This window comes from Rhizobium sp. AN80A (genome assembly GCF_030053015.1).
Lineage (GTDB): Bacteria > Pseudomonadota > Alphaproteobacteria > Rhizobiales > Rhizobiaceae > Rhizobium > Rhizobium metallidurans.
Genome location: NZ_JASJPX010000003.1, coordinates 1835217 through 1852532 on the forward strand (window position 1 = coordinate 1835217; position 17316 = coordinate 1852532).

16 protein-coding genes and 3 tRNA genes are annotated in these 17316 nt (G+C 62.9%); 12 read left to right on the forward strand and 7 right to left on the reverse strand.

All coding sequences use genetic code 11. The features are described from left to right. Positions 1 to 57: 57 nt before the first annotated feature. Genes P3R82_RS20650 through P3R82_RS20660 form a run of 3 tightly spaced genes read left to right on the forward strand, consistent with a single transcriptional unit; the run spans position 58 to position 2433 of the window. Positions 58 to 1161, forward strand: coding sequence for a hypothetical protein (locus tag P3R82_RS20650; RefSeq protein WP_283195144.1), 1104 nt, complete (start codon positions 58 to 60; stop codon positions 1159 to 1161). Beyond that, a complete protein-coding gene (locus tag P3R82_RS20655) occupies positions 1158 to 1568 on the forward strand; it encodes a type II toxin-antitoxin system VapC family toxin (RefSeq protein WP_283195145.1) in 411 nt (136 codons plus the stop codon). Before P3R82_RS20650 ends, P3R82_RS20655 begins: the two co-directional genes overlap by 4 nt. Before the next feature lie 58 nt (positions 1569 to 1626). Beyond that, positions 1627 to 2433 carry a BglII/BstYI family type II restriction endonuclease gene (locus P3R82_RS20660; RefSeq protein ID WP_283195146.1) on the forward strand — a complete coding sequence of 269 codons (807 nt, stop codon included), beginning with the start codon at positions 1627 to 1629 and terminating at the stop codon, positions 2431 to 2433. Here P3R82_RS20660 and P3R82_RS20665 read toward each other — a convergent pair whose 3' ends face one another. After that, positions 2434 to 3150, reverse strand: a complete 717-nt coding sequence (locus P3R82_RS20665; RefSeq protein WP_283195147.1) for an MT-A70 family methyltransferase — start codon at positions 3148 to 3150, stop codon at positions 2434 to 2436. 201 nt (positions 3151 to 3351) lie between these two features. On the opposite strand from P3R82_RS20665, the gene ligD reads away from it, so the two are divergent. After that, complete coding sequence (gene ligD, locus P3R82_RS20670) at positions 3352 to 4395, forward strand: non-homologous end-joining DNA ligase (RefSeq protein WP_283195148.1); 1044 nt, start codon at positions 3352 to 3354, stop codon at positions 4393 to 4395. Between the two features lie 55 nt (positions 4396 to 4450). After that, a tRNA-OTHER gene (locus tag P3R82_RS20675) sits at positions 4451 to 4560 on the forward strand. Positions 4561 to 5303: 743 nt separating this feature from the next. On the opposite strand, the gene P3R82_RS20680 is transcribed toward P3R82_RS20675, so the two are convergent. Beyond that, positions 5304 to 5380, reverse strand: a tRNA-Pro gene (locus tag P3R82_RS20680). 270 nt (positions 5381 to 5650) lie between these two features. Between P3R82_RS20680 and P3R82_RS20685 the strand changes: the two genes are divergently transcribed. Continuing rightward, positions 5651 to 6067, forward strand: coding sequence for a hypothetical protein (locus tag P3R82_RS20685; protein WP_283195149.1), 417 nt, complete (start codon positions 5651 to 5653; stop codon positions 6065 to 6067). A gap of 156 nt (positions 6068 to 6223) precedes the next feature. On the opposite strand, the gene P3R82_RS20690 is transcribed toward P3R82_RS20685, so the two are convergent. After that, positions 6224 to 6298: transfer RNA gene (locus P3R82_RS20690), tRNA-Gln, on the reverse strand. Between the two features lie 172 nt (positions 6299 to 6470). Between P3R82_RS20690 and P3R82_RS20695 the strand changes: the two genes are divergently transcribed. From P3R82_RS20695 to P3R82_RS20705, 3 genes are read left to right on the forward strand one after another with little or no spacing between them, the layout of a single operon-like run. Beyond that, positions 6471 to 6767, forward strand: a complete 297-nt coding sequence (locus P3R82_RS20695) for a cupin domain-containing protein (RefSeq protein WP_283195150.1) — start codon at positions 6471 to 6473, stop codon at positions 6765 to 6767. A 41-nt stretch (positions 6768 to 6808) separates the two neighbouring features. Further along, a complete protein-coding gene (locus tag P3R82_RS20700; RefSeq protein WP_283195151.1) occupies positions 6809 to 7726 on the forward strand; it encodes an MBL fold metallo-hydrolase in 918 nt (305 codons plus the stop codon). 4 nt (positions 7727 to 7730) lie between these two features. After that, positions 7731 to 8180, forward strand: coding sequence for a DCC1-like thiol-disulfide oxidoreductase family protein (locus tag P3R82_RS20705; protein WP_283195152.1), 450 nt, complete (start codon positions 7731 to 7733; stop codon positions 8178 to 8180). A gap of 55 nt (positions 8181 to 8235) precedes the next feature. On the opposite strand, the gene P3R82_RS20710 is transcribed toward P3R82_RS20705, so the two are convergent. Next, positions 8236 to 9150, reverse strand: coding sequence for a DUF1499 domain-containing protein (locus tag P3R82_RS20710; RefSeq protein WP_283195153.1), 915 nt, complete (start codon positions 9148 to 9150; stop codon positions 8236 to 8238). A gap of 242 nt (positions 9151 to 9392) precedes the next feature. Here P3R82_RS20710 and P3R82_RS20715 point away from each other — a divergent pair, with 242 nt between their 5' ends. Beyond that, positions 9393 to 9779: a hypothetical protein gene (locus P3R82_RS20715; protein WP_283195154.1), complete on the forward strand. Its 387-nt coding sequence runs from the start codon at positions 9393 to 9395 to the stop codon at positions 9777 to 9779. An 11-nt stretch (positions 9780 to 9790) separates the two neighbouring features. On the opposite strand, the gene P3R82_RS20720 is transcribed toward P3R82_RS20715, so the two are convergent. Next, positions 9791 to 10036 (reverse strand): hypothetical protein, encoded by a 246-nt coding sequence (locus P3R82_RS20720; RefSeq protein ID WP_018899034.1) that lies wholly within the window; start codon positions 10034 to 10036, stop codon positions 9791 to 9793. Positions 10037 to 10145: 109 nt separating this feature from the next. On the opposite strand from P3R82_RS20720, the gene P3R82_RS20725 reads away from it, so the two are divergent. Together P3R82_RS20725 and P3R82_RS20730 are read left to right on the forward strand one after the other, a co-directional pair. Further along, the gene (locus tag P3R82_RS20725) at positions 10146 to 10343 is read left to right on the forward strand and encodes a hypothetical protein (protein WP_283195155.1); all 198 of its coding nucleotides are present in this window, start codon (positions 10146 to 10148) and stop codon (positions 10341 to 10343) included. 91 nt (positions 10344 to 10434) lie between these two features. Continuing rightward, positions 10435 to 10710, forward strand: coding sequence for a hypothetical protein (locus tag P3R82_RS20730; RefSeq protein WP_283195156.1), 276 nt, complete (start codon positions 10435 to 10437; stop codon positions 10708 to 10710). A gap of 16 nt (positions 10711 to 10726) precedes the next feature. On the opposite strand, the gene ppdK is transcribed toward P3R82_RS20730, so the two are convergent. Then, positions 10727 to 13390 carry a pyruvate, phosphate dikinase gene (ppdK, locus tag P3R82_RS20735; protein ID WP_283195157.1) on the reverse strand — a complete coding sequence of 888 codons (2664 nt, stop codon included), beginning with the start codon at positions 13388 to 13390 and terminating at the stop codon, positions 10727 to 10729. A gap of 395 nt (positions 13391 to 13785) precedes the next feature. Then, positions 13786 to 17247, reverse strand: coding sequence for a chromosome segregation SMC family protein (locus P3R82_RS20740; protein ID WP_283195158.1), 3462 nt, complete (start codon positions 17245 to 17247; stop codon positions 13786 to 13788). Positions 17248 to 17316: the final 69 nt, after the last annotated feature.

Sequence of the window (17316 nt, forward strand, 5' to 3'; positions counted from 1 at the left end):
AGTTGTATTTTTACGATTGCCGGATAGGTTCATCGCCGAAACGGCTTGTGGAATTTGATGGCTACTAATATCCCAAATACTGACATCTGGCGGCCTGGAAGCTTCACCAAAAACTTCAGCTGGGGTAGTCCTTCGGCTGGGCTATCGGAACTTCATTCGATCATACGTCTTGGGTTCAACGACGAGATGAAGGATGTGCCAAGGCACGAATTCCGAACTCGCGTTCGGTCGGCCGGCCGGCCGGAATACATCCCAGTCAATTTCTTCCTATTCAACAAGTCCATCGGCGGCGTCGACCATCTCTGCGCCGATGAACTCGTTTTCCAGGCGCTCAATTGGGACCACTCCCCGCGCTTCGACAAGTTGGCACTGTTCGCGTTCCTGCTCAGCCTTGCCGGGCGATGGTCCCGCGCACGCAGAGAGCAACGACGACCAGCACTCTGGGCCAATGCGTATGTGCGAGAACTCATCGCCGGCAAAAGGAACTGGGAGACGAAGGGCATAAGCGCTGATGACATCGAACGCTTCGTGCGGGCTGATCCTCGGTACCAAGCTGAGACCACCCGCAAGCTCGCGACGAACCTGAACTACCTCTTCATTGGCGGCCGCCTGAAAGAGATGAACACCACCAGGATCGAACGTTGGTGGGTCGACTGCCTGTTTCTTGCCCTCGATCGGATAATCGAGGAGCGTCGCATTGATCGACTGGCTACGCCGCCGTCTGAATACGCGGACCTGCTCACCGACTACGGATTCCTGGAATTGACCGGGCCATCGACGCTCGAAAAGCGACTGGCTATCAAACATCTGGTCACGCTTTACGATGCGTGCGGCGGGCGAGGTCGCTTCTCCGAAGACGCCACCAAAGAACGGACGCTGACATTGGTCCCCGACGTCCAGTTTTTCGTGAAGAATGACCCGCGTCCTCGGGGAGCTGTTCACAGCACCAACCCCCGCGTCCTCAAGAGCATACCCGCCGCCTGCGCCATGCTCGCCAAATACGCAGGCTTCAACGATCTTTCACCCGATGACCTTGAAGAGTTCGACCTTGCTGAATTCGTAAAGCGAAACACGCAGGCAGCGCTCGACCGACTGAAGCAAGAAAACATCGAACCCAGCATGACAGCCGAGGAGCTTATGAAATTGATGAGGGGCGAATGACCACTTTCATGGACTCCAGCATCTTGATCTCCCTGATCAACACCAACGAGCCTAATCACCAGTGGTCGCTCGAGAAATTCAATGCCAGAAAGGAAGTTGGACCGGTCGTGATTTCGGACGTCGTTTACTCGGAAGTGAGCGTTTCGATGAAGGACGTCGGCGAGATCAACCAGGTTCTTACAGAACTCGGCGTCGAACGATACCCTGGCAGTGACGACGCGCTGTTTGGCGCTGGGCGTGCGTACCACACTTACAAGAAGGCCAATAAAGGCCCGAAGAAGAGCCTGCTGCCTGACTTTTTCATCGGTGCAGACGCGCATCAAGAAGGCGCGCCGTTGATGACCGACAATGCCCGAGATTTCACGAAGTACTTTCCGAACCTCGTGCTGATCGTTCCTCCTCCGTGAACAGAGACGCAACGACTGGCTGTGGTAAGATTGGGGACCGAATCACAGCGATAGATCAATGTTCGACGCACTCATAGAACGCGGCTTCCAAGTCGACATCCACAGTCACGCCCGAGCAATCCTCAGCGTCGATTTCCCGCAGGCTGTAGCCGAGCTTGAAGAGACGATTGGCTCCTTGTCGATCCCGATCGAGGAGATCGTCGGTTCCGGCGGCGGAGAGTCTCAAGGCACCCAGCGTCTTCGTCGAGCTCTTGCCGAGCGCGGCTGGGAGAAGATGAATTTCACCGTCGAAAAACGGATCAATGGCGTTGCTCGCGAGGCTATTTCGCACGAGATCGATCACGTTAAGGCGTTTGGTCCCGGCGTCATTGCGGCCGAGATAGAATGGAACAACAAAGACCCTTTTTACGACCGCGACCTCGAAAATTTCAAACGCCTTCACGCCGATGGCGCGATATCGGTCGGCGTCATCATCACCCGCGGCACGTCGATGCAAGATGAGTTGAAAGCGATGGTGCAGCGTTTCGCGACGGAGCGCGGCCTGAACTCACATGAGGCCGTCACTGCCTTCGGGATGAGCCGAACGGCGCGTCAGAACAAGGAAGTCGAGCGTCGCATGCGAGCCGGGCAATCTTACGAGGAGGCTTGGGCAAGCCAGTTCGTGTCGGACAAGTACGGACAGGCGACGACGCATTGGTCTAAGCTTGAGGATAGGGTCCACCGTGGCGTCGGAAACCCCTGCCCTCTCGTACTCATCGGGCTGCCTTCCAGCATCGTTACGTTCGACGAAAACCTTCAGCTCGAGGACATCGAGCGCGAGGAAGAAAGCCTTATCGAAGAAGGCATCGCAGACGCAGCCGACTGATTATTCGGCTGCCACTCGGTCAGTGGCGGAATTGTAGCCGTAGGTCTTCCAATCTGGCTCATATGCCTCGTCGGCCTGGTTACCCCAAGTCGCCCATCCCTTACGGACGCCGCGACCGAACATCTCGAGGTACGGCCCGGGCGAGCAAGCCTCGATCAGGGGATACTGCTCATCTGGCTTGCGAGAATGCTCACGCTTTCGAGAGGACAGGTAGTTGACCTGTGATCGGCCCGGATCGAGGGTGCGCGCGTTCTTTCCGCGAACACCGAACAGGATTAGTTCGGTGACGTTGCGGAAATAGAAACCGACGCCACGACCGTCAGAGCCGCCGTCCTTACGGATTTTGTGCCAGACGAGGTTAGACTTGTACTGGAAGCCCCACGCCTTCATGACTTCAAGGCCTTCAGGCAGAAGAGCGTTTGGTACCCAAAGATACAGGTGCGACGTCGCCGCGGCCGCCTTCGCAACAGGAAGGTCCATGATCTCGGGCAGCGCCATGGTGCCGTAGCGGGACAGGCGCTTGTGTTCGGGAGCGACCTTGCCCGTGCGATTGATGAATTGCCACGGCGGATCGGCCATAATCGTCGCGAACTTGCGACCGGCGGTGAAATCCAGGAAGTCCTGAGACGGTGTTGGAGCGGCTGGGCGGTCTAACATCAAAATCTCCTTAGAATCCCGGGAGTTTGCCAAGGCTACAGAATCGGCAAGATCGGGCATTAACATTTCCGCATCGTTAAGATCGATTACCACAGGAAGCTGGAGCGGTCCTTGTGGATATCTCACTTTCCAAGATTTTGCGGGTTCTGTTGCTAAACGATCGCGTTCCTCTTCTGTTCTCTTTTTCGAGTCGCGTCAACCCACCGAATGGAATCGCCCCCTAAACTTCGACTTAAACTTTACCTGCTGTACTCACCACAGATGGTAAAACGCCCTAGTAAACCTCTGTTGCAACACCAGGATACTTCCCTCCGGGGACGGCCTCGGCGACGTCGCGATCCCGCGCAGCCGTCCCTGCCGTTCGATCCTATGCCGGATCGCATCGAACCCTGTCTCGCGCTGCTCAAGCAGAAGCCCCCGATCGGCGATAGGTGGGCATTCGAGGTGAAATGGGATGGGTACCGCATTGCGGTCCATTTGGATCACGGCAAAGTCCGCATCCTGACCCGCGGCGGACATGACTGGACCGACCGATTTCCCGCGATCGCCGAAGCCGCCAGGAACCTTGTTGTAGAGATGGCTATCCTGGACGGCGAGGCGGTCGTCCTCGACGAACAGGGACGATCCGATTTCGGCGCGCTCCAGCAGTCGCTCGGCGGACGCGGCGGGAAGAAGACTTCCGACGCCTCGGTGCTAATGGTGTTCGATCTGCTGTACTTTGATGGGCACTCCCTGCTGAACACCGAATTGTCGGTGCGGCGTCATCTGCTCGAAGGGATCATTCCCAACGGACCCGAGGGCGCGATCCGCCTGTCCGAGGAAGTCGAAGCCAACGGTGCAGCACTTCTCGCGGCGGCGTGTGAGCACGGCCTCGAAGGCATCATAGCGAAGGACAAGGACAGTCCTTATCGATCCGGCCGAGGCGGCGATTGGGTCAAGATCAAATGCATCCAGAGCGACACGTTCGCTGTCGTTGGCTACGAGCATTCGTTGTCCGCTCGAGGTGGGATCGGCGCGCTGCTCCTGGCAGCGCGCAAGGACGGCAACCTGGTCTACGTCGGATCGGTTGGCACGGGTTTCAAAGAGGCGGCGGTATGGAAGCTGCGCGAGCAACTCGACAAGCTAGTGACGAAGAAGCCGGCGGTAAATTACAGCGGTCGACGCAAGGATGTCATTTGGGTGCGCCCTCGTCTATTCGCCGAAATCGAGTACCGGGCTTGGACGCATGATGGAAAGCTCAGGCATGCCTCGTACAAGGGGTTGCGGGATGCGGCCGATGTGGCGGATGTCTACGAGATCGGGTGATCAGATTTCCGCCGGCTATTTCGTCTGGCAAACGCGTCCGGCACCAATGCTCCGTGGTGGCAGTAGCTCAGTTGGTTAGAGCGGCCAAACGACCCGATCCTGACCTGCAGGCGGTGAGGGTCAGCATTCGCGGCAGGTCGAAGGTTCGAGTCCTTCTTGCCATCACGATGCGACTGCGGTCGCGGCGGGCTTCAGCCCTAACGTCATGGCGACCGAGGTCGCGCCCAAGGCGGCTCGTGTACGGTGGCCGACGCGGTCAAGCGCCGCCCGGAACCTGGGTTACCCGCTGGTGTACATCAGTGGTTTGACGACCCTCTCGAGCCGCCTCCATTCTCTGCCGGCGAAAATTCGAAGCTCTTTTCCAGGTCACAACATCTCTCGGTCGCCGGCTATGGCGCACAGGGAGAACAGATATGCACGACATGAGATTCCGAAATTGGGTATGGGACGAATACGGTCCCTTTCCAGACACCGACACGTTGGACGCCTTTGCCTACGATCGAGGCGACGAGCTCCAGGAGGCTTTCGATCAATGGTGTCGGGATAACGACGAGGAAGAAGAGGCAGTCTGCGGATGAGAACCTTCACCTCGACACAGATCGATGAAGCTATCGAGCTTCGCATTACGGACCTCTTTAGAGAGATCGAAGAACTTGGCGGCGACGACGTCGAGTTCGCTCAGAAGATGGAGGCGATCTATCAATTGGATCGGCTACGGTCTGACCTTTTGAACGTCGCTTGCAGGTACTAGAACTGAGAAGCCCTCTTCGGAGGGCTTCTATATTTGGCCGGAAGACGCGGCGTAAACCGGAGTTTCTGTCAGCGTTTCTGTCAGCAAGCCTCGATGACACGCCCAAAAAATCAATTAGGTTTAGCTAAAAAGCCTTTCGGGACAAGGCGTTATAGGCTGGTCGGAGTGAGAGGATTCGAACCTCCGACCCCCACGTCCCGAACGTGGTGCGCTACCAGACTGCGCTACACTCCGTGACCAGCGGCGCCTCTATAGACCGGCCCAACGGCTTGCGCAAGCACCAAAATCCAAAGCGGGTTGCATTTTTATGACGGCGGCTGCGAGAAGCGCGGCCGGGCCTGCGCGCGAGCAAAAAGCCACACCCGCCGCAAATTTCGCGATCGCTGGAAAGAGCCGATTTTCTTTTTCCGGGTTCCGCGCTAAAGCGCTCGTCAGGACAGGCTGAAACGCTGCAGGGGCAGTGATTCCCGCCGCCGAATGCGCGACAAATTCAGGGACGACATCATGAAACTCCGCACTTTCGCAGCCGCAGGGCTGGCCATTGCCCTGGCCGGCTGCACGACCATCCCGACGGCCGCCGATCCGATCTCCAGCCGCTGGGTCGGCCAGTCCGCCGGCAAGTTCTTCGCCGCCTACGGCCCGCCGCTCACCGATGCCGACACGGGCAGCGGCAACGTCTACACCTGGAAGGGCGGCTACAAGACCGTCAACGTTCCGGCGAAGTATGCCGATGGCACTGAGGGCAAGCGCGGCAAGCAGATCGCGCCCGCCCGCAAGCAGTACCTGCGCTGCCAGGTCGAGATCACCACAAACGCCGACTACACGATCCGCACCATCCGCGTTTCCGGCGACATCCCCGGCGTGAACGGCCCCTCCTACTGCGCCGAATTCCTGGCGCCTGCCCAGCCGGCCGCGCAGTAAGGCGCAGCGAGGCGAGAGACATGAGAGGCGGGACACGGGTTCCGCCTTTTTTGGTTTTTGGGCTGTGTTGCGACAACAGAGCTGGAGGCTCAGCAACGATACGTGCTGATCGGCGTGATGATGTCTTGGGATATTGCTGGCCGAGAATTACCGCGGTGGCTGGGGCGCCAGGATCCGAACCTGGGAATGCCGGTACCAAAAACCGGTGCCTTACCGCTTGGCGACGCCCCACCAGAGACTGGCAGCGAGAAACGCTTGCCAATTGCGTCGCCTGATTAGCAAAGGTCCGTTGACGTCACAATCATTAAGTTTCGGGGCGAGCATATTTCTGTGCGCCTTTTTTGTGCGCTGCTACGGGCGGCATGCTAGGTCTGTTGCGAGACAATACCGCCTCGGAGTGACAATGAGCCAGTATCGCGCCCGTCCGCCTGCCCTTGCCACGCTTCTCGTCGACGACGCCGTGGTCCGGATCACGCGCTGGGACTTCGAGCCCGGCGCCGATACCGGCGTGCATACGCATGGCATGGGCTATGTCGTCGTGCCGATGACGGACTGCCGGTTCCTGCTGGAGGAGAAGGACGGCAGCCGGCGGGTGGATATCGCGGCGGGCGCCGCCTACCGGCGCGATGCGGGCATCGAGCACAATGTCGTCAATGCCGGCGACAAGCCGATGTCCTTCATCGAGATCGAGTACAAGTAATTGGTCGGCCCCTTGCCGGGGCGCACGACCGCAGGAACGACATGGCCAATCCAGACTTCAATCTCGCCTTCGAGCCTTCTTATGGCCAAGCCGTGCCGGTGGCACCAGGCGTGCAGCGGCTTACGGTCAACAATCCGAGCGCTTTCACCTTTCACGGCACCAACAGCTATATCGTCGGCGACCGCTCCGTCGCGGTGATCGATCCCGGCCCCGATGACGACGCGCATCTCGCGGCCCTGATGGCGGCGCTCAAGGGTCGCGAGGTCACGCATATTCTCGTTTCCCACACGCATCGCGACCACTCGCCGCTCTCGCGCCGGCTCAAGGAGGCGACGGGGGCGATCGTCGTCGCCGAGGGGCCGCACCGGGCGGCGCGGCCGCTGCATGCGGGGGAGACCAATCCCTTTACCGAAAGCTCCGACATGGCGTTCCGCCCCGATATCGCGCTTGCGGATGGGCAGGCGATCGAGGGCGACGGCTGGCGGCTGACGGGTATCCACACGCCCGGACACGCCGCCAATCACATGGCCTTCGCGCTCGAGGACACCGGCATCCTGTTTTCGGCCGATCACGTCATGGCCTGGGCAACGTCTGTCGTCGCGCCGCCGGATGGATCGATGGCCGATTACATGGCCTCGCTCGACAAGCTGATCGCAAGGCGCGACCGGCTGCTCCTGCCCGGCCATGGCGGCCCGGTGCGCAAGCCGATCTCCTTCATGCGGGCTTTGAAGACGCACAGGCGGATGCGCGAGCGCGCGGTGCTGGGGCGGATCAGGGCCGGCGACACCAATATCCCCGACATGGTCAAAGTCATCTACCGCGACACCGATCCGCGCCTGCACGGCGCCGCCGCTCTTTCCGTGCTCGCGCATATCGAGGACCTGATCGAGCGCGGCGAGATCGAGACCGATGGCCCGCCGGCGCTTCTGGGGTCGTACCGGATGGCCGGGAGAGGATGAGACGATGCGGCCGGATTACAGCTATCGCCAGGATGCGGCCGTTCCCGATTTCCCCGACGACAAGCCGCTGATCGTGTTCGACGGCGAGTGCGTGTTCTGCTCGGCCTGGGTGCGGTTCGTGCTGAAACACGACAGGCGCGAGCGCTACCGTTTTGTCGCCGCGCAGACGCCGCTTGGCGCGGCGCTCTACCGCCACTACGGGCTCAACGAGCGCGACTACGAGACCAACATCCTGATCGAAGGCGGCCGCGCGTATTTCAAGTCGGATGGGACGATCCACATGGTGGCGGGGCTGGGCGCCCCCTGGTCGGCGGTGACGATATCGCGGCTTTTGCCGCGCGCGATCGCCGATCGGCTCTACGCATTCGTGGCGCGCAACCGGCTGCGGATCTCAGGGCGGCGGGCAAGCTGCTTCGTGCCGACGCCGGCGCAACGCGATCGTTTTCTCGGATGATCGACAACCCGCAGGGGCCAGCCACGCGCGCCAACCACACGGGCTGGCCAGTGCGTCAGCTGCCGGCGGCGATGCCGAGCAGCTCCGCGTCCAGCGCCTTCAGGTAATCATCCGCGATATCGGCGCTGAAGCCGAGGTCGGAGGGGCCGTAGCGCGAGGCGACGCGGACGTCGACGAACGTGGTCTCCGCCTCCTCGCGCAGGCGGATGATGACGTCGAAGCGCAGGCCGAGAACCAGCGTGCGCTTTTCGCCCTGCAGCGTCACGCCATTGGCGCGGCGGATCAGCTGGGCGACGTCGTCGTCATAGGGGCGCGGCGTCGGAACGGGAACGATATCGGGGGCCGCGTCGGGGATGGCGCCATTGTCCGCCTGCGACTTGCCCGCCGGCTTGTCCTCCGGATCGCGCGTCGGCATGCTGTCGCCCTCGGCCCTCGTGATGCGGATGCCGTTCATCCTGGCGACCTTCTTGACGGCCTCCAGTACGCGGTCGATGGCGCCGTCGTAACGGCGGCCTGTCAGTTCGGGATAGGCTTCCAGCTGCTTTTCGCGATCACCAGGCGTCACCGGCACTCGCTTCAGCCAGATCTGGTCGGCGCTGGGCGTCTTCAGCCAGTCCGGCGCGGAGACGGGATCGGTGGAGACGTCATAGATGACGGGCATGCTGAGATAGCGTTCAACCGCCAGTCCACCGATGACGAGCGGCAAGGCGGCGAAGATCAGCGCCTTCAGCGCGTCATGCCCGCCCTCGGACCCCATCAGCCACAGGCTGCGCAGGCCGGCCGCGGCCAGAACGGCGGCCAGGATGCCGAACCCGGTGGAGACGATCAGGACGAGCACGAGATAGGGCGTGGCGAGGCCGGCGAAGCGGTGACCGATCAGCGCCGCCAGGCACAAGACCAGCGCAAAGGCCGCGAACCGCCTGGAGAAGCGGGCGGCATTGGAAACGGGGCGGTCGAAACGGATTGCCATCAAACTTACCGGTTAGTCGCAAGCGGCGCGTCCCGCATGAACGCGCAAATCGCCCAAGCACTTGTTTAGTGCAAGATTCGCCTAAATTGAAACTGTTGTCTTACGCGAGCGTGTCCAATCCACGATGAAGACCAATTTCCGCGGCCAATACGGGCATGGCTTACGTGAGCATTTTCTGATATTGAGTTGATTTCCCGCAATTGCAGCATCCTCATCGGTCGCGGACGAACAGGAGAAGAGCAATGATCGCATCCGAGCTTGCAATGGAAAGCCCCATGCCGACGCTTGCCGGGGCCGATGCGAGCGATCCGCTTCTGCCGATGGAGCTTCTCGAGCTCGAGCTTTCGCTCGAAGGCTATGACGGCGACACCGACTTTTGCGATGCGGTTCGCACGGCGGCGGGAAAGAGCGGCGGCGAATTCCTGTTCGACCTGCCGGCCGAAGGACTGATGGACGATTGCAAGCGGATCGCGGTGCTGCGCATCCCTTCCGCCTCCACCGACATGCGGATCGTGCTCGCGGTGCTCGACCAGAACGGCACCGATATCCGCATGGAAAGCCCGGCGCCCGAGACCGCCCATATCGCGCAGTTCGCCGATGCCTTCATCGAGGTGCTGGAGCGGTTCTAATCTAGTCTAGTTCAATCGCGGCCGGATGCGGCTTCGGCCAGCGTGCGGAACGCGAACTTGCGGCCGCATTCGCACTTGATCACGCTGGTTTCCTGAAAATTGGTCTGGCGCTGGACGAAAAGCCCGCGCGGCAACTGGTCGATGTTGAAGCCCGGATGCTTGCGCTTCGGATCGTCCGTCTCGGAGGCTTCGGCAAAGCCGCTATTGCCGCATTGCGGGCAGGTCAGCTTTTTCGAGAATCGATCACGCAGTGCCATCAGTCGCTTCCATTTCCGTGAGGCGTCTTCATATAGCGGTTCTCGGCCGGGCGAAAGCGGGAACCAAAGCGAAGGGGCATCGTTTTCCTTGGACCAGAAGGAGACAATCATGCCCAATCGCGATCCGATCCCCGTACCGACGCCCGAGACGCCCCGCGGCCCGACGCCGACACCCGGTATTCCCGACCGCGTGCAGGAAAAGCCGCCGCGGACACCCGCCCAGGATCCCGGCGACAGCAAGAACCCGAACGACCCGACGCTCGATCCGGCGCTTCTGCCGATCGGCGATCCGGCCGGCGCCGCCTGACAAGTTTTTCGGCGGACGGAGTTTTTTGTTGACGGGTGCGCGGCGTTGGCGTCTGCTACATCAGCAAGATCAATCCGTTGAAGACAGAACGATGCGCATTCTCCCGCTGACGCTCACCATGGCCGCCATTGCGATCGGCCTTTCGGCCTGCCAGACCATGACGCCGGAAGAGCGGCGGGCGGCGGACGACCGGCAGTGCCTGAGCTATGGCTTCAAGCGCGGGACCGAAGGATTCGCCACCTGCCTGCAACGCATCGACCTCAACCGCCAGGCGCAAGCGCGGGCCGACAGCGATTACGCGATGGCGGACATGGCGTGGCGCATGGGTGGCCCGTATTACGGCGGCCCCTACTACCGGCATCGGTAGCTGTCCCTGATAACCCCTATCTTGCCTTGATCGCGGCCTGCGCCGCCGCCAATCTTGCGATCGGCACGCGGAAGGGCGAGCAGGAGACGTAGTCGAGACCGATGCCCTCGCAGAAATGAATCGAGGCCGGATCGCCGCCATGTTCGCCGCAGATGCCGAGCTTCATGTCGGCGCGGGTGCGCCTGCCGCGCTCGGTGGCGATGCGGATCAGCTCGCCCACCCCATCGAAATCCAGCGAGATGAAGGGATCATGCTCGATGATGCCCTTGCGCTGGTATGTCGGAATGAAGGCCGAGGCGTCGTCGCGCGAGATACCGAAGGTGGTCTGCGTCAGGTCGTTGGTGCCGAAGGAGAAGAATTCGGCGGCTTCCGCGATGATGTGGGCGCGCAGTGCCGCGCGCGGCAGCTCGATCATCGTGCCGACGAGATAGTCGATCCGCATGTCGGCTTCCGTCATCACGTCGCGGGCGATGGCGTCGATGCGCTCCTTGACGTAATCGAGCTCGGAGCGCAGGCCGACGAGCGGCACCATGATCTCGGGGACGACAGCAGCACCCGTCTCGCGCGCCGCTTGGACGGCTGCCTCGAAGATGGCACGCGCCTGCATCTCTACGATCTCGGGATAGGAGATCGCCAGACGGCAGCCGCGATGGCCGAGCATGGGATTGAACTCGTGCAGCGCATCGACGCGCTGGCGCAACGCGGTCGCGTCCATGTTCATGGCGGCCGCGACGTCGGCGATTTCCTCGTCCGTCTTCGGCAGGAATTCGTGCAATGGCGGATCGAGCAGGCGGATCGTCACCGGCAGGCCGTGCATGACGTTGAACAGGCTCTCGAAGTCCTCCCGCTGCATCGGCAGCAACCTGTCGAGCGCGGTGCGCCGGCCCGCCTCGTCCTCGGCCAGGATCATCTCGCGCATCACATGGATGCGCTCGCCCTCGAAGAACATGTGCTCGGTGCGGCAAAGACCGATGCCCTCGGCGCCGAAGGAGCGCGCAGCGCGCGCGTCGGCCGGCGTGTCGGCATTGGTGCGCACCGTCATGCGGCGGACGCGATCGGCCCATTCCATGATACGGCCGAAATCACCGGAGAGCGCCGGCTGCACCATCGGCACCTCGCCCTTCAGCACCTGCCCCGCCGATCCGTCGATGGTGATGATGTCGCCCTTCTTCAGCGTCACGCCCATGCCGATCAGCCGCTCGTTGCGCAGATCGATGCGCATGGTGCCGGCGCCGACGACGCAGGGGATGCCCATGCCGCGGGCAACGACGGCCGCGTGGCTGGTCATGCCGCCGCGCGTCGTCAGGATGCCTTCGGCGGCATGCATGCCGTGGATATCCTCGGGGCTGGTCTCGACGCGCAGCAGGATGACCTTGCGCCCCTCCTCTTCCGCCATGACCGCCTCTTCGGCGGTAAAGACGATCTCGCCGGATGCAGCACCGGGCGACGCCGGAAGGCCGGTGCCGATCACCTCGCGCGCGACGCGCGGGTCGATTGTCGGGTGCAGCAGCTGATCGAGCGAGGACGGCTCGATGCGCAGCACCGCCTGTTCCTCGGTGATCATCTTCTCGTCCACCATATCGACGGCGATCTTCATCGCCGCGCGGGTCGAGCGCTTGCCTGACCGCGTCTGCAGCATCCACAGCGTGCCGCGCTCGATGGTGAACTCGATATCCTGCATGTCGAGATAGTGGGCCTCGAGCCGGTCGCAGATCGCCACGAATTCCTTGAAGGCCTCGGGCATCAGCTTTTCCATCGACGGCCGGTCGGAGCCGGAGGAGATACGCGCCTCCTCGGTGATGCTCTGCGGCGTGCGGATGCCGGCGACGACATCCTCGCCCTGTGCATTGACCAGAAACTCGCCGTAGAGCGCCTTTTCGCCGGTCGACGGGTTGCGGGTGAAGGCGACGCCGGTGGCAGACGAATTGCCGAGGTTGCCGAAGACCATGGCCTGGATATTGATGGCGGTGCCCCAGCTTTCGGGGATATTGTGGAGATGGCGATAGGTGACGGCGCGGGCGCTCATCCAGCTCGAAAACACAGCGCCGACAGCGCCCCAGAGCTGCACCTGCGGGTCCTGCGGGAACTCCTCGCCGAGCTCCTCCTCCAGCACCGCCTTGTAGAGATGGACGACGTGCTGCCATTCGCTCGCGGTCATCTCGGTGTCGTATTCGTAGCCGTGGCGCGCCTTTTCGTCCTCCAGGATTTCCTCGAAGACCTCGTTGTCGAGACCCATGACGACATCGGCATACATCTGGATGAAGCGGCGGTAGCTATCCCAGGCGAAGCGCGCGTCGCCGGCATCGTGGCCGAGCGCCTGAACGGTTTCGTCGTTGAGACCGAGGTTCAGCACCGTATCCATCATGCCCGGCATCGATACGCGGGCGCCGGAGCGAACCGACAGGAGCAGCGGGCTGTTGCCCGCGCCGAAGCGCCGGCCGGTGACGGCCTCGATGCTTGCGATGCCTGACAGCACCTGCGCGCGCACCTCATCCGCTATGCGACGGCCATCGCGATAATAGGCGGAACAGGCGTCGGCGGTGATGGTCAGGCCGGGGGGAACGGGCAGGCCGAGGCTGCACATCTCGGCGAGATTGGCCCCCTTGCCGCCCAGCATCTCATGTTCGAGCGCCCGCCCCTCCGCAGCGCCGTTACCGAATGTGTAGACCCACTTGGTCATGCTCTCCCCAACACCAAAATCGGGATCAGCTTAATCCCTTGGTGTTAAAATGAAAATCGGACAAATGCGGCCAAAATGTTGCAGCGCACAACATCCGCGCATTCTAACCGTTTGAACTCTAGGGAAGAGTAATAAAGCTTTGCGGGACTGCAACAAAGTCCCGCAAAGCCTTATTTCCGTCCGGCCAGGAAAACCGGACGGGGGGTTCAGCATGCCGACACGACGAGGAGGAAGCCTCACCACATGCGCACGGCAATCTGTACGCAAAACCGGTGGCGCGATCCTCTCGGACCGCACGTACAGTTTCTTCTAATGCAGTATGAGTAAAAACGCATCACCTTATTGGGTGAGAAGCCTACTCAGAGGCGACTTTTTTTGGGTGTTTCGCCTTGACCTCAGGCGATCTCGCGCAATTGTTCAGCGGTTTGCAGGTCGACCGAAACCAGCTGCGACACGCCCTGCTCCGCCATCGTCACGCCGAAAAGGCGGTTCATGCGGGCCATGGTGATCGGATTGTGGGTGATAATGACGAAGCGCGTCTCCGTCGAAGCCGCCATCTCGTCCATCAGGTTGCAGTAGCGCTCGACGTTATGATCGTCGAGCGGCGCGTCCACTTCGTCGAGCACGCAGATCGGCGCCGGGTTGGTGAGAAACACCGCGAAGATCAGCGCCATCGCCGTCAGCGCCTGCTCGCCGCCCGACAGCAGCGTCATGGTCTGCGGCTTCTTGCCCGGCGGGCGGGCGAGGATTTCCAGGCCTGCTTCCAAAGGATCGTCGGATTCGATCAGCTGCAACTCGGCCGTGCCGCCGCCGAACAGGTGGGTAAAGAGGCGCTGGAACTGGGTGTTGACCACATCGAAGGCGGCGATCAGGCGTTCACGGCCTTCGCGGTTCAGGCTCTGGATGGCGCCGCGCAGCTTGCGGATCGCGTCGATGACGTCGTCGCGCTCCTTGATCAGCGCCGCCAGCCGGTCACTCAGTTCCTTCTGCTCTTCCTCGGCGCGCAGGTTGACGGCGCCGAGCCGTTCGCGTTCCATCTTCAGCCGCTCCAGTTCGCGCTCGACCTCGCGCAAATCGGGCATCGCCTGCATGGCATCGAGACCGGCCAGCCTGAAGGCTTCGTGCGGCGCGACGTTCAGCGCCTCGCGGATGCGCGCCTCTGTCTCCACGCGTTTTTCGCGGGCCGAGACCAGGCGCTCCTCGGCGCGGCCGCGACGCTCGCGGCTTTCGGCGAGTTCCGACAGCGCAATCGCCGCCTTGTGATCGACATCGCGCTGCGCCAGCTCGGCCTCAGCCAACAGATCGGCGGCAGCGCGGCGTGCGTCGTCGGCCTTCTGCAGTTCGTTCAACAGCCCACGGCGCTTGTCGTCGAATTCGTCGGGCGCCATTTCGAGATCGGCCGCTTCCTCGCGCGCTTCCTCCTCGCGGTCGCGCAGCGTCGCGATATGGTCCTGCGCGCTCGCCGCGCGCTGGCGCCACGTTTCGCGCTCCTGGCCGATGGCGACGATGCGGCGCTGGCGGGCGTCGTTTTCGCGGTTCAGGCTCTCGTGGCGGGCGCGCGCCTCGGCAAGGGCGCCGCGATCGGTCGCCACATCGGCCTGCTGCAGCCGCAGGCGTTCGTCGAGCGCGGAGAGATCCGGCGCGTCGTCGAGCTCGATGCGGGCGTTTTCTTCCTGGATGGCGATGTCTTCGAGCTGGCTCTGCAGCTGGCTGACGGCCTCGGCGATGACATCGCGGCGACGGATGAGATCACCCGAGGCGCGCTCGGCAGCAGCCAGCGCCTCACGGGCTTCCGCCAGCTGGCGTGCCGACATGCGCGCGGTATCGCGGGCCTCGGCCAGGCGATGCTCCTCGCCCGAGATGGCTTCGGCCGCGATCGCCAGCTGCTCTTCAGCCTCAGTGAGCACGTCGCGGGCGATGGATGCTTCGCCTTCGAGCTCGGAGAGACGGTTCTTCTGGGCGAGACGGAGTGCCGCGGCACTCGGGGCGTCGGCACCGGTGACATGGCCATCCCAGCGGTAGACGGCGCCATCGCGGGTGACGAGGCGCTGGCCGGGCTTGAGGCTCGCCATCAGGCCTTCGGCATCCGCGTCGGAGACGAGGCCGATCTGCCTGAGGCGGCGGGCAAGTGCCGCGGGCGCGCGGACATGCGTGATCAGCGGCGTGACGCCCGGTGGCAGCGCCGGATCGGCCGCGCCATCGCCGTTTTCCGACCAGTGGGCGGGCGCCTTCGGGTCGAGCGGGGATTCGAGATCGTCGCCAAGGGCAGCGCCCACGGCGGTCTCGAAACCGCGATCGACCTTGAGATCATCGGCGACAGGCGTGAATTCGCCGGCGCTGGCGCCGGATGCCAGCATGCGGGAGATGGTGCGCGCTTCGGTCTCGATGGCATTCAGCTGGGCGCGGGCCTGATCGACCGGCGCACGCGACATCGCTTCCGTCTGACGGGCAGCGGCAAGCGCCTGCTCGACCGCCTGGATGGCGGCCTCGGCCTCGGCGACGGCGCTTTCGCCGGCTTCGACGACCATGCGCTTTTCATCGGGATCGGGCAGCGTCGCGATACGCTCGCCGATACCTGACAGCTCGCGATTGGCCTCGTCCATCTGGCGCTCGAGGCGCATCTTGCGGTCGGCGAGATCGCGGATGGCGCGTTCGAGCTGGTTGCGACCGGCGGCGGCCTCGGCGCGTTCCGACGTCAGGCCGGCGAAGATGCGCTCGCTGTCGGCAAGCCTGGCGGCGGCTTCCTCGAAGGCCTCGCGGGTCTCTTCCGCGTAACGGCCGGAATCGGCGAGGATCTCGCTGATCTCGGCTTCCTCGGCGTCGAGACGCTGGAGAATCTCGGCATTGTCGGCGACCAGCCGTTCCTCGCGCCGGATGTCTTCCGAGAGCTGCGCCAGGCGGCGGGTGAGTTCATCGCGGCGGCGCAGGATGCGGTTGGCGTCTTCTTCCAGCTGGGTCTTGGCGATCTGCAGGCGCTGCAGGGCGGCAGCCGCGCGGGCCTCGCCCTCGCGCAGTTCCGGCAGCTTGAGGCTCGATATGCCTTGCGACTTCGCCGCTTCCATCTGCATCTGCGCCTTTTCGGCGACGATGGAGGTGGCCTGGTTGAGCGCGCTGTCCGCCTCGGCCTCCGCCTCCTTGGCCTGCACCCAGCGGATATGCAGGAGCATCGCCTCGCGTGCGCGGATATCGGCGGAGAGCGACTTGAAGCGATTGGCCTGACGGGCCTGGCGCTTCAGGCTCTCGATCTGGCTTTCGAGCTGCGACGTCACGTCGTCGAGACGCTCGAGATTGCTTTCGGCGGCGCGCAGGCGCAGTTCCGCCTCATGACGGCGAGAATGCAGGCCGGAAATGCCGGCGGCCTCTTCCAGCAACTGGCGGCGGGCCTGCGGCTTGGCCGAGATCAACTCGCCGATACGCCCCTGCCCGACCATCGACGGCGAGCGGGCGCCGGTGGATGCGTCGGCGAAGAGCAGCTGCACGTCCTTGGCGCGGCTTTCCTTGCCGTTGATGCGGTAGACCGAGCCCTGCTCGCGCTCGATGCGGCGCGTGACCTGGATCTCGTCGCTATCGTTGAAGCCGGCTGGTGCCGTGCGGTCGGCATTGTCGAGATAAAGCGCCACCTCGGCGGTGTTGCGGGCGGGACGATTGCCGGACCCGGAAAAGATCACGTCGTCCATGCCCGAGGCGCGCATGTTCTTGTACGAGTTCTCGCCCATCACCCAGCGCAGCGCCTCGACAAGATTGGACTTGCCGCAGCCATTCGGCCCGACGACACCGGTCAGGCCGCGCTCGATGACGAATTCAGCGGGCTCGACGAAGGATTTGAAGCCGACGAGGCGAAGTTTGTTGAATTTCATGCGGTGGACCTCGGAGCGAAGGGCCCCCTCATCCGACCCTTCGGGCCACCTTCTCCCCGTGGGGGAGAA